The organism is Fulvimarina endophytica (genome assembly GCF_003403015.1).
In the GTDB taxonomy this organism is placed as follows: domain Bacteria; phylum Pseudomonadota; class Alphaproteobacteria; order Rhizobiales; family Rhizobiaceae; genus Fulvimarina; species Fulvimarina endophytica.
Genome location: NZ_QURL01000005.1, coordinates 438409 through 455144 on the forward strand (window position 1 = coordinate 438409; position 16736 = coordinate 455144).

The following is a 16736-nucleotide window of genomic DNA, read 5'->3' on the forward strand; positions in this document are numbered from 1 at the left end:
GCGCGTTCTCGCCGGAGGACCGGTGATCGCGCGGCAGGCGCGACCAGGATGCAGTCCGACAGCTCCGTCTAGGCCCCCGGTATGGGTCGGCCGCACCGGAATGAGTTTCAGCCGGATCGCGCCGGCCCGTCGATATGGCGAGGAGGGTTATCGGGAAGAGCCCGGCGGGTCAACGCGGCCCATGGCCCTTTGCCACCGTTCTTGAACACCTCAGGCCGCGGACGTCTTCGGCACGACCGCCGAGACGAGATCCTTGGGACGGATGAGCCCGACCGTGCGTCCGTTCTCCTCCACCCGGATGGTGGCTCCCTGGCCGAGTCGCTCCAGAAGCTCGCGGATCGGCGTATCGATCGTCACCGCGCCACCCTCCGAGGCCGGCGTTCCGTCATCCTCCTTCATGATGTCCTTGGCGCGCAGGACCTCGAGAAGATTGGCCTGCGCCACGAAGTCGGCGACATAGGCGTTGGCGGGGTTCTGGATGATGTTCGACGGCGTGCCGCACTGGACGATCCGCCCGCCCTCCATGATCGCGACCCGGTCGCCGAGCTTGAAGGCTTCGTCGAGATCATGGCTGACGAAGAGGATCGTGCGCCTCAGGCGCTGCTGCAGATCGAGGAGTTCGTCCTGAAGCCGGGTGCGGATCAGGGGATCGAGAGCGGAAAACGGCTCGTCCATGAGAAGGATCGGCGCTTCGGTGGCAAAGGCGCGGGCAAGGCCGACGCGCTGCTGCATGCCGCCGGACAACTCGCCGACCTTGCGATCGGCCCAGTCGGTGAGGCTGACGAGTTCGAGCTGCTTCCTCGCCTTCTCCTCGCGCTCCTTCTTGGGCATGCCGGCGAGTTCCAGGCCGAGCGCCACATTGTCGAGGACGTTGCGCCAGGGCAGGAGCCCGAACTGCTGGAACACCATCGAAACGCGGGACAGACGCATCTCGCGAAGCTTCTTCGAGCCCGCATTGGTAATGTCCGCCATGCCGGTCCCGTCATTGACGAGAACCCGGCCACGGCAGACCGGGTTCAACCCGTTGACGGCGCGAAGCAGTGTCGACTTGCCGGACCCCGAGAGGCCCATGAGGACGAGGATCTCGGCCTCCTTGACCTCCAGCGAGCAGGCGTGGACGCCGAGGACCTGATCGGTCTCGGCCTGGATCTCGCTGCGGGTCTTGCCGGCATCCATCATGCCGAGCGCGCTTTCCGGATTGTCGCCGAAGACGATGTTGACGTCCTCGAATACGATCGCCTGGCTCATGCCTTCCTCCTCTGTCCGACCCTCAGGACGCGATCGAGGATGATCGCGACGACGACGATGATGAAGCCGGATTCGAATCCGAGCGAGGTGTTCACCTGGTTGAGCGCCCGCACGACGGGAACGCCGAGACCGTCGGCACCGACGAGCGCGGCGATCACGACCATCGAGAGCGAGAGCATGATGGTCTGGTTGAGGCCCGCCATGATCTGCGGCAGGGCGGAGGGTAGCTCCACCTTCCACAGCTTCTGCGAGCCGGTGGCGCCGAAGGCGTCGGCTGCTTCCAAGAGCGATTTCGGCGTCGAGGCGACCCCGAGGCAGGTGAGACGGATCGGCGCCGGCAGGACGAAGATCACCGTGGCGAGGAGGCCCGGCACCATGCCGATCCCGAAGAAGACGATCGCGGGAATGAGATAGACGAAGGTCGGCAGCGTCTGCATGAGGTCGAGGACCGGCTGCAGGAACGCGTAGAGCTTCGGCCGGTGGGCTGCGGCGATGCCGACCGGCACGCCGATCGCCATGCAGACGAGACAGGCCGAGAGAACGAGGGTCAGGCTCTCGGTCATCTCTTCCCAGTAGCCCTGGTTGATGATGAAGAGGAAGCCGAGGATGACGAACAGGGTCAGCTTCCAGCTGCGCTGAAGCCAGTAGCTGAGGGCGGCGAAGATGGCGACGACGAGGAGGGGGTTGGGCGCCTGGAGAATCCAGAGAAGCCAGTCGATCAGGAAACTCCCGACCGCGGCCATGCCGTCGAAGAACCAGCCTCCATTCGCCTGAAGCCAGTCGAACCCGTCCTCGGCCCAGCGGCCCACGGGTATCTTAGTCTCTGTCAGCCACTCCACGGACGGCGTTCCCCCTTAATGCCTCGTCTTTAGGACCCCCGCCGGCATGGCGGAGGTCGAGTTTTCAACCGGTCGCGCGGATCACATCCCGAGCGACGTCTTGACCGCCGGCAGGCCCGGCTCGCCATCGACCGTGGTCACGCCCTCGAGCCAGCCTTCCCACTGGTCGGGATTGGCCTTCAGCCAAGCCTCAGTGGCGTCACCGGCATCCTCGCCGTCGTCGAGAATCTGGCCCATGATCCGGTTTTCCATGTCGAGGGAGAACTTCTCGTTCTTCAGGAACGTCGCGACGTTCTGGCAGTCCTCGGCATAGCCCTTGCGCGTGACCGTGTGGACCTGACCCTCACCGCCGAAGAAGTCCTGGCCGCCCTGAAGATATTTCAGGTCGAAATTCGCGTTCATCGGATGGGGCTCCCAACCGAGGAAGACGATCGGCTTGTCCTGCTTGTAGGCGCGGCCCACCATCGCGAGCATGCCCTGCTCGGAACTCTCGACGACCTCGTATCCCTGAAGGCCGCTATCGGCTTTCTGGGTGAGGCCGATCAGATAGTCGTTGCCTTCGTTGCCGGGCTCGATGCCGTAGATCTTGCCTTCGAGCTGATCCTTGAACTTCGGCAGGTCCTGATAGGACTTCAGACCCTCGTCGTAGACATAGGTCGGCACCGCAAGATTGTACTTCGTCCCTTCCAGATTGACCGAGAGATCGTCGATCTGACCGGCTTTCAGATAGGGATCGATCGCCGCGCCCTGGGAGGGCATCCAGTTGCCGAGGAAGACGTCGACATCGCCTTTCTCCAGCGAGGCGAAGGTGACCGGCACGGACAGGACCTTCACGTCGACCGAATAGCCGAGCCCTTCCAGGATGTGCTTCGTCATCGCGGTCGTGGTGGTGATGTCGGTCCAGCCCACATCCGACATGGTGACCGTCTTGCAGGCGTCCGGGACCTCGGCGCGCGCGGCGCCCATGAGCGCGGTCGTCGCGGCGAGGGACAGTATGATCGTGCGGACTGAATTCGTCATGAATGTTCCCTTTTCGGTTGGACAGCAGCGCGGCTGACTGTTCTTGACTGATCGATCAACTAAACGCGATAGTGGATGTGATGTAAACAGCGGCACTGCCCAGTGCCGATGCAATTGGCAGCACAGGCGAGTTCGGATGCCGAGATTGGGGATGGAACCGGTGCGCCGGGAGGCGCTGATCAGCGCGGCGATCGCGGAGATCGGCGCCGTCGGTTCGCTCGACGTGACCGTCGCCCGGATCGCCGGAAGAGCCGGTGTTTCGGCAGCCCTCGCCCACCATTATTTCGGCTCGAAGGACCGCATCCTCATCGCCGCGATGCGGCGGATCCTCGAGGATTTTCGCAACGCCGTTAACCGACGGCTCAAGGCCGCCTCGACACCTCGCCAGAGGATCGAGGCGATCGTCGAGGCCTCGTTCGAACCCGCGCAATTCGATTCGGCGATCGTTTCGGCCTGGCTCGCCTTCTATCTCGAAGCCTATCGCTCGCCCCAGGCGGCCCGCCTCCTCACGATCTATGCAAGGCGGCTGGATTCCAACCTCGTCCACGCGCTGCGCTGCCTCGTCGCCCCGTCCTCGGTCCGCATCACGGCCCAGGGCCTCGCCTCTCTGATCGACGGCCTCTACATCCGCGCGGCCCTGCAGGACCGGGCACCCAAACGCGAGGACGCGGTGCAACTCGTTCTCGACTATCTCGCACTCCGACTGAACAGCGAAAGCCCGTCATGACCGCCAAGCAAAACATCCTGATCCTCATGGTCGATCAGCTGAACGGCACGCTGTTTCCGGACGGTCCAGCGGACTTCCTGCACGCGCCCAACCTGAAGAAACTCGCCGCGCGTTCGGCCCGGTTCCGCAACTGCTACACGGCCTCGCCGCTCTGCGCGCCCGGCCGCGCGAGCTTCATGTCCGGGCAGCTTCCCAAGCGCACGCGGGTCTACGACAACGCCGCCGAATTCGCCTCCGATATCCCGACCTACGCCCATCACCTGCGTCTTGCCGGCTATCGCACGACGCTCTGCGGCAAGATGCATTTCGTCGGTCCCGATCAGTTGCACGGCTTCGAGGAGCGGCTGACGACCGATGTCTATCCGGCCGATTTCGGTTGGACGCCCGACTATCGCAAGCCCGGCGAGCGGATCGACTGGTGGTATCACAATATGGGCTCGGTGACCGGTTCGGGGATCGGCGAGATCACCAACCAGCTCGAATACGACGACGAGGTCGCCTACGAGGCGAAGCGCAAGATCTACGATCTCGGGCGGCGCGGCGACGACAGGCCGTGGATGCTCACCGTCTCCTTCACCCATCCGCACGATCCGTATGTGGCGCGCCGAAAGTACTGGGATCTCTACGAAGACTGCGAGCATCTGCTGCCCGAGGTGCCCGCCATCCCCTACGAGGACCAGGACAAGCATTCCCGGCGCATTCTCGACGCCAACGACCGCTCGAACTTCGAGATCACCGACGCCGACATCATGCGCTCGCGCAGGGCCTATTTCGCCAATATCTCCTATATCGACGACAAGATCGGCGAGATCTTCGAGGCGCTCGAGGGCACGGACCAGGCGGAGGACACGATCGTCCTCTTCCTGTCCGATCACGGCGACATGCTCGGAGAGCGCGGCCTGTGGTTCAAGATGAGCTTCTACGAGGGCTCGTCGCGCGTGCCGCTGATGATCGCGGCGCCCCAGATGCCGGCGGGCCGCATCGATGCGCCGGTCTCGACCATCGACGTGACGTCGACGCTCGCGGACCTTGCCCACATCGATCTTCACGGCATCAGGCCCTGGACGGACGGCGAGAGCTTGGTCCCGGTCGCGAACGGGGCCGCGCGCAGTCATCCGGTGCGGATGGAATATGCCGCCGAGGGGTCCGAGGCCCCGCTCGTCTCGCTTCGCGAGGGTCGCTGGAAATACAATCACTGCGAGCTCGATCCGCCGCAGCTCTTCGACCTCGAGGCCGATCCGCACGAGCTGACCAATCTCGCCGCCGATCCCGCCCACCGCGAGACCGCTGCCGATTTCGCACGGCGCGTGGCGGAAGAATGGAATATGGGCCGATTCGACGCCGAGGTGCGCGAAAGCCAGGCGCGCCGCTGGGTGGTCTATCCCGCGCTGCGCAACGGCGACTACTATCCCTGGGACTACCAGCCGCTGAAGATCGCTTCGGAGCGCTACATGCGCAACCACATGGACCTCAACGTCCTCGAGGCATCCCAACGCTATCCGCGGGGCGACTGAGATGCTGACGGTCTACGGCAGAGCCGATTCCAACAACGTCCAGCCGGTGATGTGGCTGATCGGCGAACTCGGTCTCGATCATCGCAGGCTGGATGTCGGCCATCGCTTCAAAGGCACCCGGACGCCCGAATTCCTCGCCATGAACCCGATGGGGCTCGTTCCCGTGCTAAAGGATGGCGAGGACGAGCCGATCGCCGAGATGGGCGCGATACTGCGCTATCTCGCCGCGCGCTACGGCCGGGAGGACGCGTTCTGGCCGGCCGATGCGAGCGCCCGCGCGCAGGTCGATCGCTGGGCCGAGTGGTCGAAGATCGAGGTGATGGGCGCGTTCCAGTCGCCGATCTTCTTTGCGGCCGTGATCGCCAAGCCCGGACGCCTCGATCGAACGGCCTTCGACGCGGCGGTCGTAAAGTTCGACCAGCGTCTCGCCATCGCCGAGGCCAGGCTCGGCAGACATGCATACCTTGCCGGTGACGCCTTCACCCTCGCCGACATCGTCTTCGGCGCGGTGCTTCACCGCTATTTCACCATGGACGTCGCGCGGCCCGACCTGCCGAACGTGACGGCCTATTACGAGCGCCTCACGCAGCGCGAGGCCTATGCCCGCCACGTGATGGTCTCCTACGACGCATTGAGAGGAACCGTATGAAAGCCCAACCGCAAGCCAGCCATTTCGTCGGCGGTGCCTATGTCGAGGACGAAGCCGGAGAGACGATCACCTGCGTCTATTCCGCGACGGGCGAAACGATCGCGGAGCTTCATGCCGCAACGCCCGAAATCATCGAGCGGGCGATGACCTCGGCCGCGAGAGCGCAAGCCGAATGGGCCGAATGGACGCCCGTCGCGCGATCGCGGGTCCTGCGCCGCGCCGCCGACATCATCCGCGAGCGCAATCAGGCCCTGTCCGAACTCGAGACGCTCGATACCGGCAAGCCGATCCAGGAGACGATCGTCGCCGACGCGACTTCGGGGGCGGACTGCCTCGAATGGTTCGCCTCGATCGCGGCGACGCTTTCAGGGACAAGCGTCCCGCTCGGGGCGGATTTCGCCTACACGATTCGCGAGCCGCTCGGCGTCTGCGTCGGCATCGGCGCCTGGAACTATCCGACCCAGATCGCCTGCTGGAAGGCCGCGCCCGCGCTCGCCTGCGGCAATGCCATGGTCTTCAAGCCTTCCGAAATGACGCCGCTCTGCGCCCTCAAGGTCGCCGAGATCATCCACGAAGCGGGTGCGCCGGCGGGGCTCTTCAACGTGGTGCAGGGCTTCGGCAAGGTCGGCGCGGCGCTGACGGGCCACGATCTGTGCGCCAAGGTCTCCCTGACCGGTTCGGTGGAGACCGGCCCCAAGGTCTATGCGGCCGCCGCCGAAGGCATGCGGCACGTGACGATGGAACTCGGCGGCAAGTCGCCGATCCTCGTCTTCGACGACGCGAGCCTGGAGGACGCGATCTCCGGTGCCATGCTCGGCAATTTCTATTCGACCGGCCAGATCTGCTCGAACGGCACACGCGTCTTCGTCCAGCGCGGCATCTACGAGCGCTTCCTCGAACGCCTCGCCGAACGCACGAAGGCGATTCGGCTCGGCGAACCGACGGATCCCGAAACCCAGATCGGTCCGCTCGTCTCCTTCGCCCAGCGCGACAAGGTGCAGTCCTATCTGAAGAGCGCGACCGAGGAAGGCGCGCGGCTCGTCGTCGGCGGCGGCGTGCCCCAGGGCGAGGCCTTCGCCAAGGGGGCCTATATCGAACCGACGGTCTTCGCGGACGTCTCCGACGAGATGACGATCGCCTGCGAGGAGATCTTCGGGCCGGTGATGTCGGTCTTCCCGTTCGACACCGAAGAGGAGGCGCTGTCCCGCGCCAATGCGACGCCGTTCGGCCTTGCCGCCGGCGTCTTCACCAGCGATCTCACGCGCGGACACCGCGTCGCGAAGCGCCTTCAGGCCGGCATCTGCTGGATCAACGCCTACAATCTGACGCCCGTCGAAATTCCCTTTGGCGGCGTGAAGAGATCGGGGCTCGGCCGCGAGAACGGCAAGGCCGCGATCGAATTCTATTCACAGCTGAAGACCGTTCACGTCGGAATGGGTCCTGTCGAGAGTCCGTACTGAACCATGGCAAACGATCAGAACATTCTCGGCGAGGCCGATTACGTCATCATCGGCTCGGGCTCTGCCGGTGCCGCGCTCGCCTACCGTCTGTCGGAAGACGGCAGGCATTCGGTCATCGTGCTCGAATATGGCGGCACGGATATCGGCCCCTTCATCCAGATGCCGGGCGCCCTCTCCTACCCCATGAACATGAGCCGCTACGACTGGGGCTTCAAATCCGAGCCCGAGCCGCACCTCAACGGCCGCAGGCTCGCCTGTCCCCGCGGCAAGGTGATCGGCGGCTCGTCCTCGATCAACGGCATGGTCTATGTCCGCGGCCATGCGAGGGATTTCGACCACTGGGAGGCGTCCGGCGCCAAGGGCTGGAGCTATGCGGACGTCCTGCCCTATTACAAACGGCTGGAGAACTGGCACGACGGCGGCCATGGCGGCGACCCGGAATGGCGCGGCAAGGACGGGCCTCTCCATGTCGGTCGCGGCTCGCGCACCAATCCGCTCTTCAAGGCCTTCGTCGATGCCGGCATCCAGGCCGGGTTCGAGGCGACGGACGACTATAACGGCGAGAAGCAGGAGGGCTTCGGCCCGATGGAGCAGACGGTCTGGGAAGGCCGGCGCTGGTCCACCGCCAACGCCTATCTGCGTCCCGCCATGAAGCGCGACAACTTCGAACTGATCCAGTGCTTCGCAAATCGGGTGCGGATCGAGAACGGCCGCGCGGTCGGCGTCGAGGTGACGAAGGGCGGCACGGACGGTCTCGTGAAGGCGAGGCGTGAGGTGATCGTTTCGGCCTCCTCCATCAATTCGCCCAAGATCCTGATGCTTTCCGGCATCGGGCCGGCGGACCATCTGCGGGAGCACGGGATCGAGGTCATCGCCGATCGCCCCGGCGTCGGCGGCAATCTCCAGGACCATCTTGAGGTCTATTTCCAGCAGGCCTGCACCCAGCCGATCACGCTGTTCAAGTATTGGAACCTCTTCGGCAAGGGCTATGCCGGGGCCGAGTGGACCATCGCCAAGACCGGTCTCGGCGCGTCCAACCAGTTCGAGAGCGCCGGCTTCGTGCGCTCGCGGGCCGGCGTCGAATATCCCGACATCCAGTATCACTTCCTGCCCATGGCCGTGCGCTACGACGGCAAGGCGGTGGCGGAAGGCCACGGATATCAGGCCCATGTGGGTCCCATGCGCTCCCCCTCGCGCGGCCGGGTCTCCCTCGCCAGCGCCGATCCCTCCGAGGCGCCGAAGATCCTCTTCAACTACATGTCGACCGAGGAGGACTGGGTCGATTTCCGCCACTGCGTGCGCCTGACCCGCGAAATCTTCGGCCAGAAGGCCTTCGACGAGTATCGCGGCAAGGAGATTCAGCCGGGCGAGGCCGTACAGTCCGACGAGGAGATCGACGACTTCATCCGCGAGGAGGCCGAAAGCGCCTATCACCCCTGCGGCACCTGCCGGATGGGCGACCCCGCGGAGAGGAACACCGTCGTCGATCCCTTCTGCCGCGTCGTCGGCGTCGAGGCCCTGCGCGTCGTCGACTCATCGATCTTCCCGCGCATCACCAACGGCAATCTCAACGCGCCCTCGATCATGGTGGGGGAAAAGGCGTCCGATCACATTCTCGGCCGGACGCTCTCGCCCGACCATTCCGAGCCCTGGATCAATCCCCGCTGGGAGACGTCCGACCGTTAGGCGCCCGACGTGGTGCCCGAATGGAAGCTGCGAGCCCGCCCATCAATTCAAGGTCGAGGCTCGATTACCGGTGATGAGACGGCACCAATCGCTCTTTCGGGATTGACCTCGCGTCTCCTGCCCTTTCAATAGGCATCGAACTATCGTGCATGTTGCAGGGCAGAATCGGGGTGCGAGCCTCGGTTGGAAGGGGCGGAAATGGCGAAGACCGGAACGAGCGAACCAGCCGACACGGGGAGCGCCGGACGGTTCGCGCTTCCCCACATCTATGTCATCCTCTTCGTCTTCATCGCCCTTGCGGCCCTCCTGACCCACATCCTGCCCGGCGGGATCTACGACCGGGTGGAACTGCCGAACGGGCGCATCGCGATCGACCCGGACTCGTTCCGCACGATCGATGCCGAACCGGTCGGTCCCGTCCAGTTCATGCTCGCGATCCCGCAGGGCCTCGTGGATGCCGGCATGGTGGTGTTCTTCACCTTCATCATCGGCGGCATGTTCATGGTGCTTCGGCGCACCGGCATCATCGAGGTCGCCGTCGACCGGTTGACGCGTCGGTTCTCCGATCGCGCGATCCTCGTCATTCCGGTGCTCGTCACCGTCTTCGCCCTCATCGCGACGCTGATCGGAACGCAGGAGCTCTCGCTCGTCTACGTGCCGGTGATCCTGCCCCTGATGATCGCGCTGCGTTTCGATTCGGTCACCGCCGTCGCGGTGGCCCTGCTCGCGACCACCACCGGATTTACCGCCGGCGTTCTCAACCCGGTCAATACCGGGCTCGCCCAGACCATCGCCCAGATCCCGCTCTGGTCGGGCATGGGCCTGCGATCGGCGCTGTTCCTCTGTCTGCTCGCGAGCGCCCTTGCCTGGCTTCTCACCTATGCGCGGAAGGTGCGCGACGACCCGGCGAGGAGCCTCCTCGCCGGCGACCCGGCCGAGGCGGAGAAACGACGGAGATATCGCGGCTTCGAGGACGGAACGCCGCCCGAATTTGCGCTTCGCCAGAAGGCGGCCAGCCTCGTTGCGATCGCCTTCTTCGCCGTCATGGTCTGGGGCGTGCTGACGCGCGGCTGGTTCATGATGGAGATGTCGGGCCTCTTCATCATGATGGGGATCGCGACGGGCCTCGTCGCGGGCCTGTCGACCCGGGACATCTGCGAAGGCTTCAACGAGGGCTTTCGAGAGGTCCTCGTCGGCGCCATGATCGTCGGCATCGCGCGGGCGGTCGCCGTCGTGCTGGAACAGGGACAGGTGATGGACACCCTCGTCCACGGCCTCGGCGACGTCGTCGGCTCCTTCCCCGAGGCGCTGTCGGCGATCGGCATGTTCCTCGCCCAGGTGTGCTTCAATTTCGTCATTCCATCGGGCAGCGGACAGGCGCTGGTGACCATGCCGATCATGGCGCCGCTCTCCGATCTCGTGGGCGTGACGCGGCAGACGGCGGTTCTGGCCTACCAGCTCGGGGACGGGCTCTCGAACATCCTCTTCCCGACCTCCGGCTACTTCATGGCCACGCTGGCGCTCGCCGGCGTTCCCTGGGATCGCTGGGTGAAGTTCTTCCTGCCCCTCTTCGGCATCTGGATCACGATCGGCGCGGCCTTCATGATCTATGCGCAGGTGACCGGCTGGACCGGATAGGACCATCCGGGCCTGCCCGGCCACGGATCGTGGACAGGCTGCCGCCGCCAGGCTTAGGGCGAGCGGCATACCTGCGTGGTCATCCCCGAATGGGAAGGATCCGGTCCGGCGGCCGGTGACCGTCGATGAGGGTGCGGATGTTGATGATGACCTTCTCGCCCATGTCGATGCGCCCTTCGAGGGTCGCCGATCCCATATGGGGGAGGAGAACGACACGGCCGCTGGCAGCGAGCTTCATCAGCTTGCGATTGGCAGACGGCATGGTCTCGAACACGTCGAGACCCGCGCCCGCCAGACGGTTCTCCTCGATCATCTGGACGAGCGCCGCCTCGTCGATGACCTCTCCGCGCGCCGTGTTGACGACGAAGGCATGGGGCTGGATGAGGGCGAGGCGCCGGGCCGATAGAAGATGGAAGGTTGCCGGCGTCGAGGGGCAGTTGACCGAGACGATGTCGGCGCGGGCCAGCATCTGGTCGAGGCTTTCCCAATAGGTCGCGCCGAGCTGCTTCTCCGTCGCCGGGTCGACCCTGCGCCGATTGTGGTAGTGGATCTCGAGACCGAACGCCTTCGCCCGGCGTGCGACGGCCGTTCCGATCCGGCCCATGCCGATGATGCCGAGCTTCTTGCCCCAGATCCTGCGGCCGAGCATCCAGGTCGGCGACCATCCCGCCCAGGTCTCGGAGGACTGCAGCAGGCTCGCCCCCTCCACCAGCCGGCGTGGAACGGCGAGGATCAGCGCCATGGTCATGTCCGCCGTGTCCTCGTTGAGAACGGTCGGCGTGTTGGTGACGTGGATGCCGCGCTCGTGGGCGGCGGAAATGTCGATATTGTCGATGCCGTTGCCGAAATTGGCGATCAGCTTCAGCCGCTCGCCGGCCTTTTCGATGATGGTGCGGCTGATCCGGTCCGTGATGGTGGGCACCAGGACGTCGGCTTCGCGAACGGCGGAGACGAGATCGGCATGGGACATCGGCCGGTCGTCGCCATTGGTCCGCACGTCGAACAGTTCGGCCATGCGCGCCTCGACCGGCTCGGGGAGTTTGCGCGTGATCACGACAACCGGCTTCGAGCGCTCCGACATCGACCCCCCTCAAGCAATCATTAACCGAACGGAGCGATGATCTCTGAGACCGTCCGAACCTCGTCCTACCGCGTCGGGCCGGCGAAAACAAAGTGTTTCGCAAGGGCCGGCGGATCGGGATGCGCTCGGCGGCAGTGGCACAGATCCGGAGTTTCCCATGTCGCGCAGGCCGCGTTCGCCCCTTGTGGCTGGCTTTCGTCTCTCTTCGCGTCTCGCACTGACGGGCGCCCTTCTATCCACTCTTCTCGTGGCGGCACCCACCGTGTCCTCGGCTAGCGAGATCGGCCGTTATTCGAAGCTCCCCCTGCCCCGCTATGTCAGCCTGAAGTCCGGCCGCGTCAATCTGCGCAACGGTCCGGGCCGAGAGCACAAGGTCAACTGGCTCTACCTGAAGAATGGCCTGCCGGTGGAGATCGTCCAGGAATTCGACCACTGGCGGAAGATCCGAGATTCGGACGGCACCGAGGGCTGGGTCTACCATTCGCTCCTGTCGGGCGAGCGCACCGCCATCGCCGCGCCGTGGCTGAAGGGCAAGGAAACTTATATCGACGTCCATTCGAGCCCCGCTCGCGATGCAGGCCTCGTGGCGCGCCTCGAGCCCGGTGTCGTCTCGAAGGTGGAGACCTGCAAGGCCGGGTGGTGCGAGATCAAGGTCTCCGGCCGCGACGGCTTCGTGGACCAGCGCGAGATCTGGGGCGTCTATCCCGACGAGACCATGGAATAGCCCATCGAACCGGAACCCGGACTTGCGTTTGCGACCATCCGATGTGTCGGCGTAAGACCGGGTCCGAAGCTCTTTGGCGGCCGGGCGGAGCATCGCCGCGCCGCGCTGCGATGAGGCCGGCGAAACCGCTTTTCCCTCGAAGGGTCTTGCGCTAACACCAGTCCCATGTCGCTCAAACTCGCTTTCATGGGTACGCCCGCCTTCGCCGTTCCCACGCTGCGGGCGCTTCACAACGCAGGCCACGAGATCGCGCGAGTCTACTCGCAACCGCCTCGGAAGGCGGGACGGCGCGGGCTGGCGCTGACCCCCTCCCCGGTTCACAGCGAGGCCGAGATGCTCGGCGTTGAGGTCGCGACGCCGCTCGGCTTCGGCGAGGAGGACGAGCGCTCGTCCTTCGCCGCGCTCGAACTCGATCTCGCGGTCGTCGTCGCCTACGGCCTGCTTCTGCCGCTGGAGATCCTGAACGCGCCGAAATCCGGCTGCCTCAACGGCCACGGGTCCCTTCTCCCGCGCTGGCGCGGTGCCGCGCCCATCCAGCGCGCAATTCAGGCCGGCGACAGGCGAACCGGCATGATGATCATGCGCATGGAGACCGGTCTCGATACCGGGCCGGTCGGCCACAGCCTGGAAACCGAGATCGGCGAAACCGAGACGGCGGGCGAGTTGCACGACCGCATGGCCGATCTCTGCGCGAAAGCGATGGTGGAGGCACTCGAAAAACTCGAAGCCGGTCGCCTCGCCTTCGAGGATCAGGACGCGATGGCCGAGCGCACCGGCCGGGCGCCCTGCTATGCCCGCAAGATCGACAAGTCCGAGGCGCAGGTCGACTTTTCCGCGAGCGCCGAGGACGTCGCACGCAAGATCAACGCCTTCTCTCCGTTTCCCGGTGCCTGGACACAGGTTCCAGTCCATGGAACGGGCGAGCGCGTGAAGCTTCTCAGAGCCCGCGCCGTCGCGGGCGACGGCTCTGCGGGGCATGCCCTCGACGACCGGCTGACCATTGCCTGCGGCACCGGCGCGGTCGAGATCCTCGACGGCCAGAGAGCCGGCGGCAAGCCGATGAAGGCAGCCGATCTCCTGCGCGGCATCGCGGTTCCCGCCGGTACGGTTCTCGGCGCGCCGGACGCCTGATGCCGCGCTACAAGCTGACGATCGAATATGATGGCCGGCCCTATGCCGGCTGGCAGAGGCAGGTGGACGAGCCTTCGGTTCAGGCCGTCATAGAGCGCGCCGCAGAAGCCTTGTGCCAGGAACCGGTAACCCTGTTCGGCGCGGGACGGACGGATTCGGGCGTCCATGCGACCGGACAGGTCGCCCATATCGATCTTCCGAAAGCCTATGGCGGCGACACGGTGCGCGACGCGCTGAACGCCCATATGCGCGACGAACCGGTGGTGATCCTCTCTGCCGAAGAGGTGGGGGACGATTTCGACGCCCGGTTCTCCGCCCGCAAGCGCTGGTATCTCTACCGCATCCTCAATCGCCGGGCTCCGGCCGCCGTGCGGCGCGGCCGCGTCTGGTGGGTCTCGAAGCCGCTCGACGTTCAGACGATGAACGAAGCGGCCGAAGTGCTCGCGGGCACCCACGACTTCACGACCTTCCGCTCGACCCACTGCCAGGCGAAGAACCCGATCCGCACGCTTGAGACGCTGACCGTCATGGAAGGGCCCGAGGACGAGATCCACATCACCGCAATGGCCCAATCCTTCCTGCACAACCAGATTCGCTCCTTTGCGGGCACCTTGAAGCTCGTCGGCGAAGGCCGCTGGACGGCGATGGACGTGAAGGCGGCGCTCGAAGCGAGAGACCGGAAGGCCTGCGGCCCCGTCGCGCCGCCGGACGGGCTTTATCTGACGGCGGTCGAATACACGAACGAGCCGAAGCGCACCCTGCCGCCCTATCCCGGCGCCGACTGATCCGCGCGGCGGGAACGCCGTCCGGCTCTTGCCAAAGGCATCGCGTCCCGCCAAACCTCCCGGCCATGCGCCCCACTTGTCTCGACCCCCTGTTTGCCGCCGTCACCACCCTCGACGGGGTCGGACCGAAGGTCGCCGGGCTCCTCCAGACGCTCCTCGTGCGGTCCGGACAGACGCTCCGGGTGCGGGACCTGTTGTTCCATCTGCCGTCCGGCCTCATCGACCGTCGCCGCCGCGAGGAGGTGCTTTCGGCCTCGCAAGGATCGATCGTCACGCTGACGGTGCGGATCGACCGTCACCTGCCGCCGGGGCGGGCGCAGCCGTCCGCGCCCTACAGGGTGTTCGCGCAGGACGAGACCGGCGAGATCGCGCTCACCTATTTCCGGGCCAAGCCCGCATGGATGGAGAACCTCTTTCCAGTCGGCGAGACCATGCTCGTCTCCGGCAAGGTCGAATGGTTCAACGGACGCGCCCAGATGGTGCATCCCGATTTCGCCGCACCGCTCGCCGAAGCCGAAAATCTCTCGCTGGTCGAACCGATCTATCCGCTGACTGCCGGCCTTTCAGGCAAGGTCCTGCGCCGGGCGATCGGCCAGGCGCTCGAGAAGACCCCGGACCTGTCCGAGTGGATCGAGCCGGGCGTCGTCAGGAAGCAGACTTTTCCCGGCTTCCGGCGCAGCCTCGAACGGCTGCACGACCCGGCCGACGGCGCCGAACTCGATCCCGCCTCGCCGCCGGCACGGCGCCTTGCCTATGACGAGTTCCTAGCGAACCAGCTCGCGCTCGCCCTGTCGCGCAGAAAGACCCGTGGGGCCTCCGGCCGCAGGCTGGAGGGCGACGGCCGTCTTCTCGCCAGGATCAAGCATGCCCTTCCCTTCGATCTGACCGAGGCCCAGGCGAGCGCGATTTGCGAGATCCTCGCCGATATGGCCAAGCCGGAGAGGATGCTGCGGCTGCTGCAGGGTGATGTCGGTGCCGGCAAGACCGTCGTCGCTCTCATGGCCATGGCCCGGGCGGCGGAGGCCGGCGTCCAGTCCGTTCTCCTCGCGCCGACGGAGATCCTCGCCCGCCAGCATGCGAGCGGGCTTTCGAGGTTCTGCGAAGCCGCCGGCATCCGCCTCGATATCCTCACCGGACGCGATACGGGGCGCAGCCGCGCCGACAAGCTCGCCCGGATCGAAAGCGGTGAGACGCGGATCGTCGTCGGCACCCATGCCCTGTTTCAGGAAGCCGTCGCCTATCACGATCTCGGCCTCGTCGTCGTCGACGAACAGCACCGGTTCGGCGTCCACCAGCGCATCCAGCTTCAGGAGAAGGGCGCGCGGCCCGACCTCCTCGTGATGACCGCGACGCCGATTCCGCGAACGCTGGTGCTCGCCGCATTCGGCGACATGGACGTCTCGCGCCTCGCGGGAAAGCCGAAGGGCCGCAAGCCGATCGCGACCGTCGCGCTCGCCGACGAGCGCCTGCCCGACATCGTGCGGCGCATCGGGTCCGCGATCGAGGCCGGCGACCGGGTCTACTGGGTCTGCCCGCTCGTCGAGGAAAGCGAGAAGAGCGACCTGACGGCGGCCGAAGAGCGAGCCAGCGTCCTGCGCCAGTTCTTCGGCGAGAAGGTCGGGCTCGTCCACGGCCGCATGAAGGGCGAGGAGAAGGATGCGGCCATGGCCGCCTTCAAGGAAGGCCGCACCGCGATCATCGTCGCCACCACCGTGATCGAGGTGGGTGTCGACGTGCCCGACGCCTCGATCATCGTCATCGAGCATGCCGAACGCTTCGGCCTCTCCCAGCTCCACCAGCTTCGCGGCCGGGTGGGACGTGGCGACAAGCCCTCCTCCTGCGTCCTCCTCTACCGTCCGCCCCTCGGCGAAACGGCGGCCGCGCGGCTGAAGATCATGCGCGAGACCGAGGACGGCTTCCGCATCGCGGAAGAGGATCTCAAGCTGCGCGGCGAAGGCGATCTTCTGGGCACCCAGCAATCGGGCATGCCCTTCTTCCGGCTCGCCAAGCTCGAACACCATGCCGACCTGATGGAAGTCGCCCGCGACGACGCGCGCCTGATTCTGGCCACCGATCCCGATCTGAAATCCGAGCGGGGCGAGGCGCTGCGCACGCTTCTCTACCTCTTCGGCAAGGACGAGGCGATCAAGCTGCTTCGGTCTGGCTGATGACCCGGGCCGGCCTGCCTCGAAAGCGCCCAGTCGGCCTCCGTTTCCTCTTGCCCCGTCCACCTC

General features: G+C 65.8%; 14 protein-coding genes. 10 read left to right on the plus strand and 4 right to left on the minus strand.

All coding sequences use genetic code 11. The features are described 5' to 3' along the window. Positions 1-210 precede the first annotated feature (210 nt). The 3 genes from choV to choX all read right to left on the minus strand — a co-directional run bounded on the left by choV (position 211) and on the right by choX (position 3107). Positions 211-1248: a choline ABC transporter ATP-binding protein gene (gene choV, locus DYI37_RS14050; protein WP_116683875.1), complete on the minus strand. Its 1038-nt coding sequence runs from the start codon at positions 1246-1248 to the stop codon at positions 211-213. Next, positions 1245-2087: a choline ABC transporter permease subunit gene (gene choW / locus DYI37_RS14055; RefSeq protein WP_116683876.1), complete on the minus strand. Its 843-nt coding sequence runs from the start codon at positions 2085-2087 to the stop codon at positions 1245-1247. Before choW ends, choV begins: the two co-directional genes overlap by 4 nt. A gap of 81 nt (positions 2088-2168) precedes the next feature. Further along, positions 2169-3107: a choline ABC transporter substrate-binding protein gene (choX, locus tag DYI37_RS14060; protein ID WP_116683877.1), complete on the minus strand. Its 939-nt coding sequence runs from the start codon at positions 3105-3107 to the stop codon at positions 2169-2171. Positions 3108-3243: 136 nt separating this feature from the next. Here choX and betI point away from each other — a divergent pair, with 136 nt between their 5' ends. The 6 genes from betI to DYI37_RS14090 all read left to right on the plus strand — a co-directional run bounded on the left by betI (position 3244) and on the right by DYI37_RS14090 (position 10781). Then, the gene (betI, locus tag DYI37_RS14065) at positions 3244-3834 is read left to right on the plus strand and encodes a choline-binding transcriptional repressor BetI (RefSeq protein ID WP_116683878.1); all 591 of its coding nucleotides are present in this window, start codon (positions 3244-3246) and stop codon (positions 3832-3834) included. Continuing rightward, complete coding sequence (betC, locus tag DYI37_RS14070) at positions 3831-5348, plus strand: choline-sulfatase (protein ID WP_116683879.1); 1518 nt, start codon at positions 3831-3833, stop codon at positions 5346-5348. Before betI ends, betC begins: the two co-directional genes overlap by 4 nt. A 1-nt stretch (position 5349) precedes the next feature. Further along, a complete protein-coding gene (locus DYI37_RS14075; protein ID WP_116683880.1) occupies positions 5350-5997 on the plus strand; it encodes a glutathione S-transferase family protein in 648 nt (215 codons plus the stop codon). After that, positions 5994-7457 carry a betaine-aldehyde dehydrogenase gene (gene betB / locus DYI37_RS14080; protein ID WP_116683881.1) on the plus strand — a complete coding sequence of 488 codons (1464 nt, stop codon included), beginning with the start codon at positions 5994-5996 and terminating at the stop codon, positions 7455-7457. Before DYI37_RS14075 ends, betB begins: the two co-directional genes overlap by 4 nt. Positions 7458-7460: 3 nt before the next feature. After that, a complete protein-coding gene (gene betA, locus DYI37_RS14085; RefSeq protein WP_116683882.1) occupies positions 7461-9143 on the plus strand; it encodes a choline dehydrogenase in 1683 nt (560 codons plus the stop codon). Positions 9144-9341: 198 nt separating this feature from the next. Then, positions 9342-10781 carry a YfcC family protein gene (locus tag DYI37_RS14090; protein WP_116683883.1) on the plus strand — a complete coding sequence of 480 codons (1440 nt, stop codon included), beginning with the start codon at positions 9342-9344 and terminating at the stop codon, positions 10779-10781. Between the two features lie 79 nt (positions 10782-10860). Here DYI37_RS14090 and DYI37_RS14095 read toward each other — a convergent pair whose 3' ends face one another. Continuing rightward, a complete protein-coding gene (locus DYI37_RS14095; protein WP_116683884.1) occupies positions 10861-11862 on the minus strand; it encodes a 2-hydroxyacid dehydrogenase in 1002 nt (333 codons plus the stop codon). 157 nt (positions 11863-12019) lie between these two features. Here DYI37_RS14095 and DYI37_RS14100 point away from each other — a divergent pair, with 157 nt between their 5' ends. The 4 genes from DYI37_RS14100 (at position 12020) to recG (ending at position 16670) form a co-directional block, all read left to right on the plus strand. After that, a complete protein-coding gene (locus DYI37_RS14100; protein ID WP_116683885.1) occupies positions 12020-12586 on the plus strand; it encodes an SH3 domain-containing protein in 567 nt (188 codons plus the stop codon). A gap of 165 nt (positions 12587-12751) precedes the next feature. After that, positions 12752-13717: a methionyl-tRNA formyltransferase gene (gene fmt, locus DYI37_RS14105; protein WP_116683886.1), complete on the plus strand. Its 966-nt coding sequence runs from the start codon at positions 12752-12754 to the stop codon at positions 13715-13717. Continuing rightward, on the plus strand, positions 13717-14502 hold the full coding sequence (gene truA, locus DYI37_RS14110; RefSeq protein ID WP_116683887.1) for a tRNA pseudouridine(38-40) synthase TruA: 786 nt from the start codon (positions 13717-13719) through the stop codon (positions 14500-14502). Before fmt ends, truA begins: the two co-directional genes overlap by 1 nt. Before the next feature lie 65 nt (positions 14503-14567). After that, positions 14568-16670, plus strand: coding sequence for an ATP-dependent DNA helicase RecG (recG, locus tag DYI37_RS14115; protein ID WP_116683888.1), 2103 nt, complete (start codon positions 14568-14570; stop codon positions 16668-16670). Positions 16671-16736: the final 66 nt, after the last annotated feature.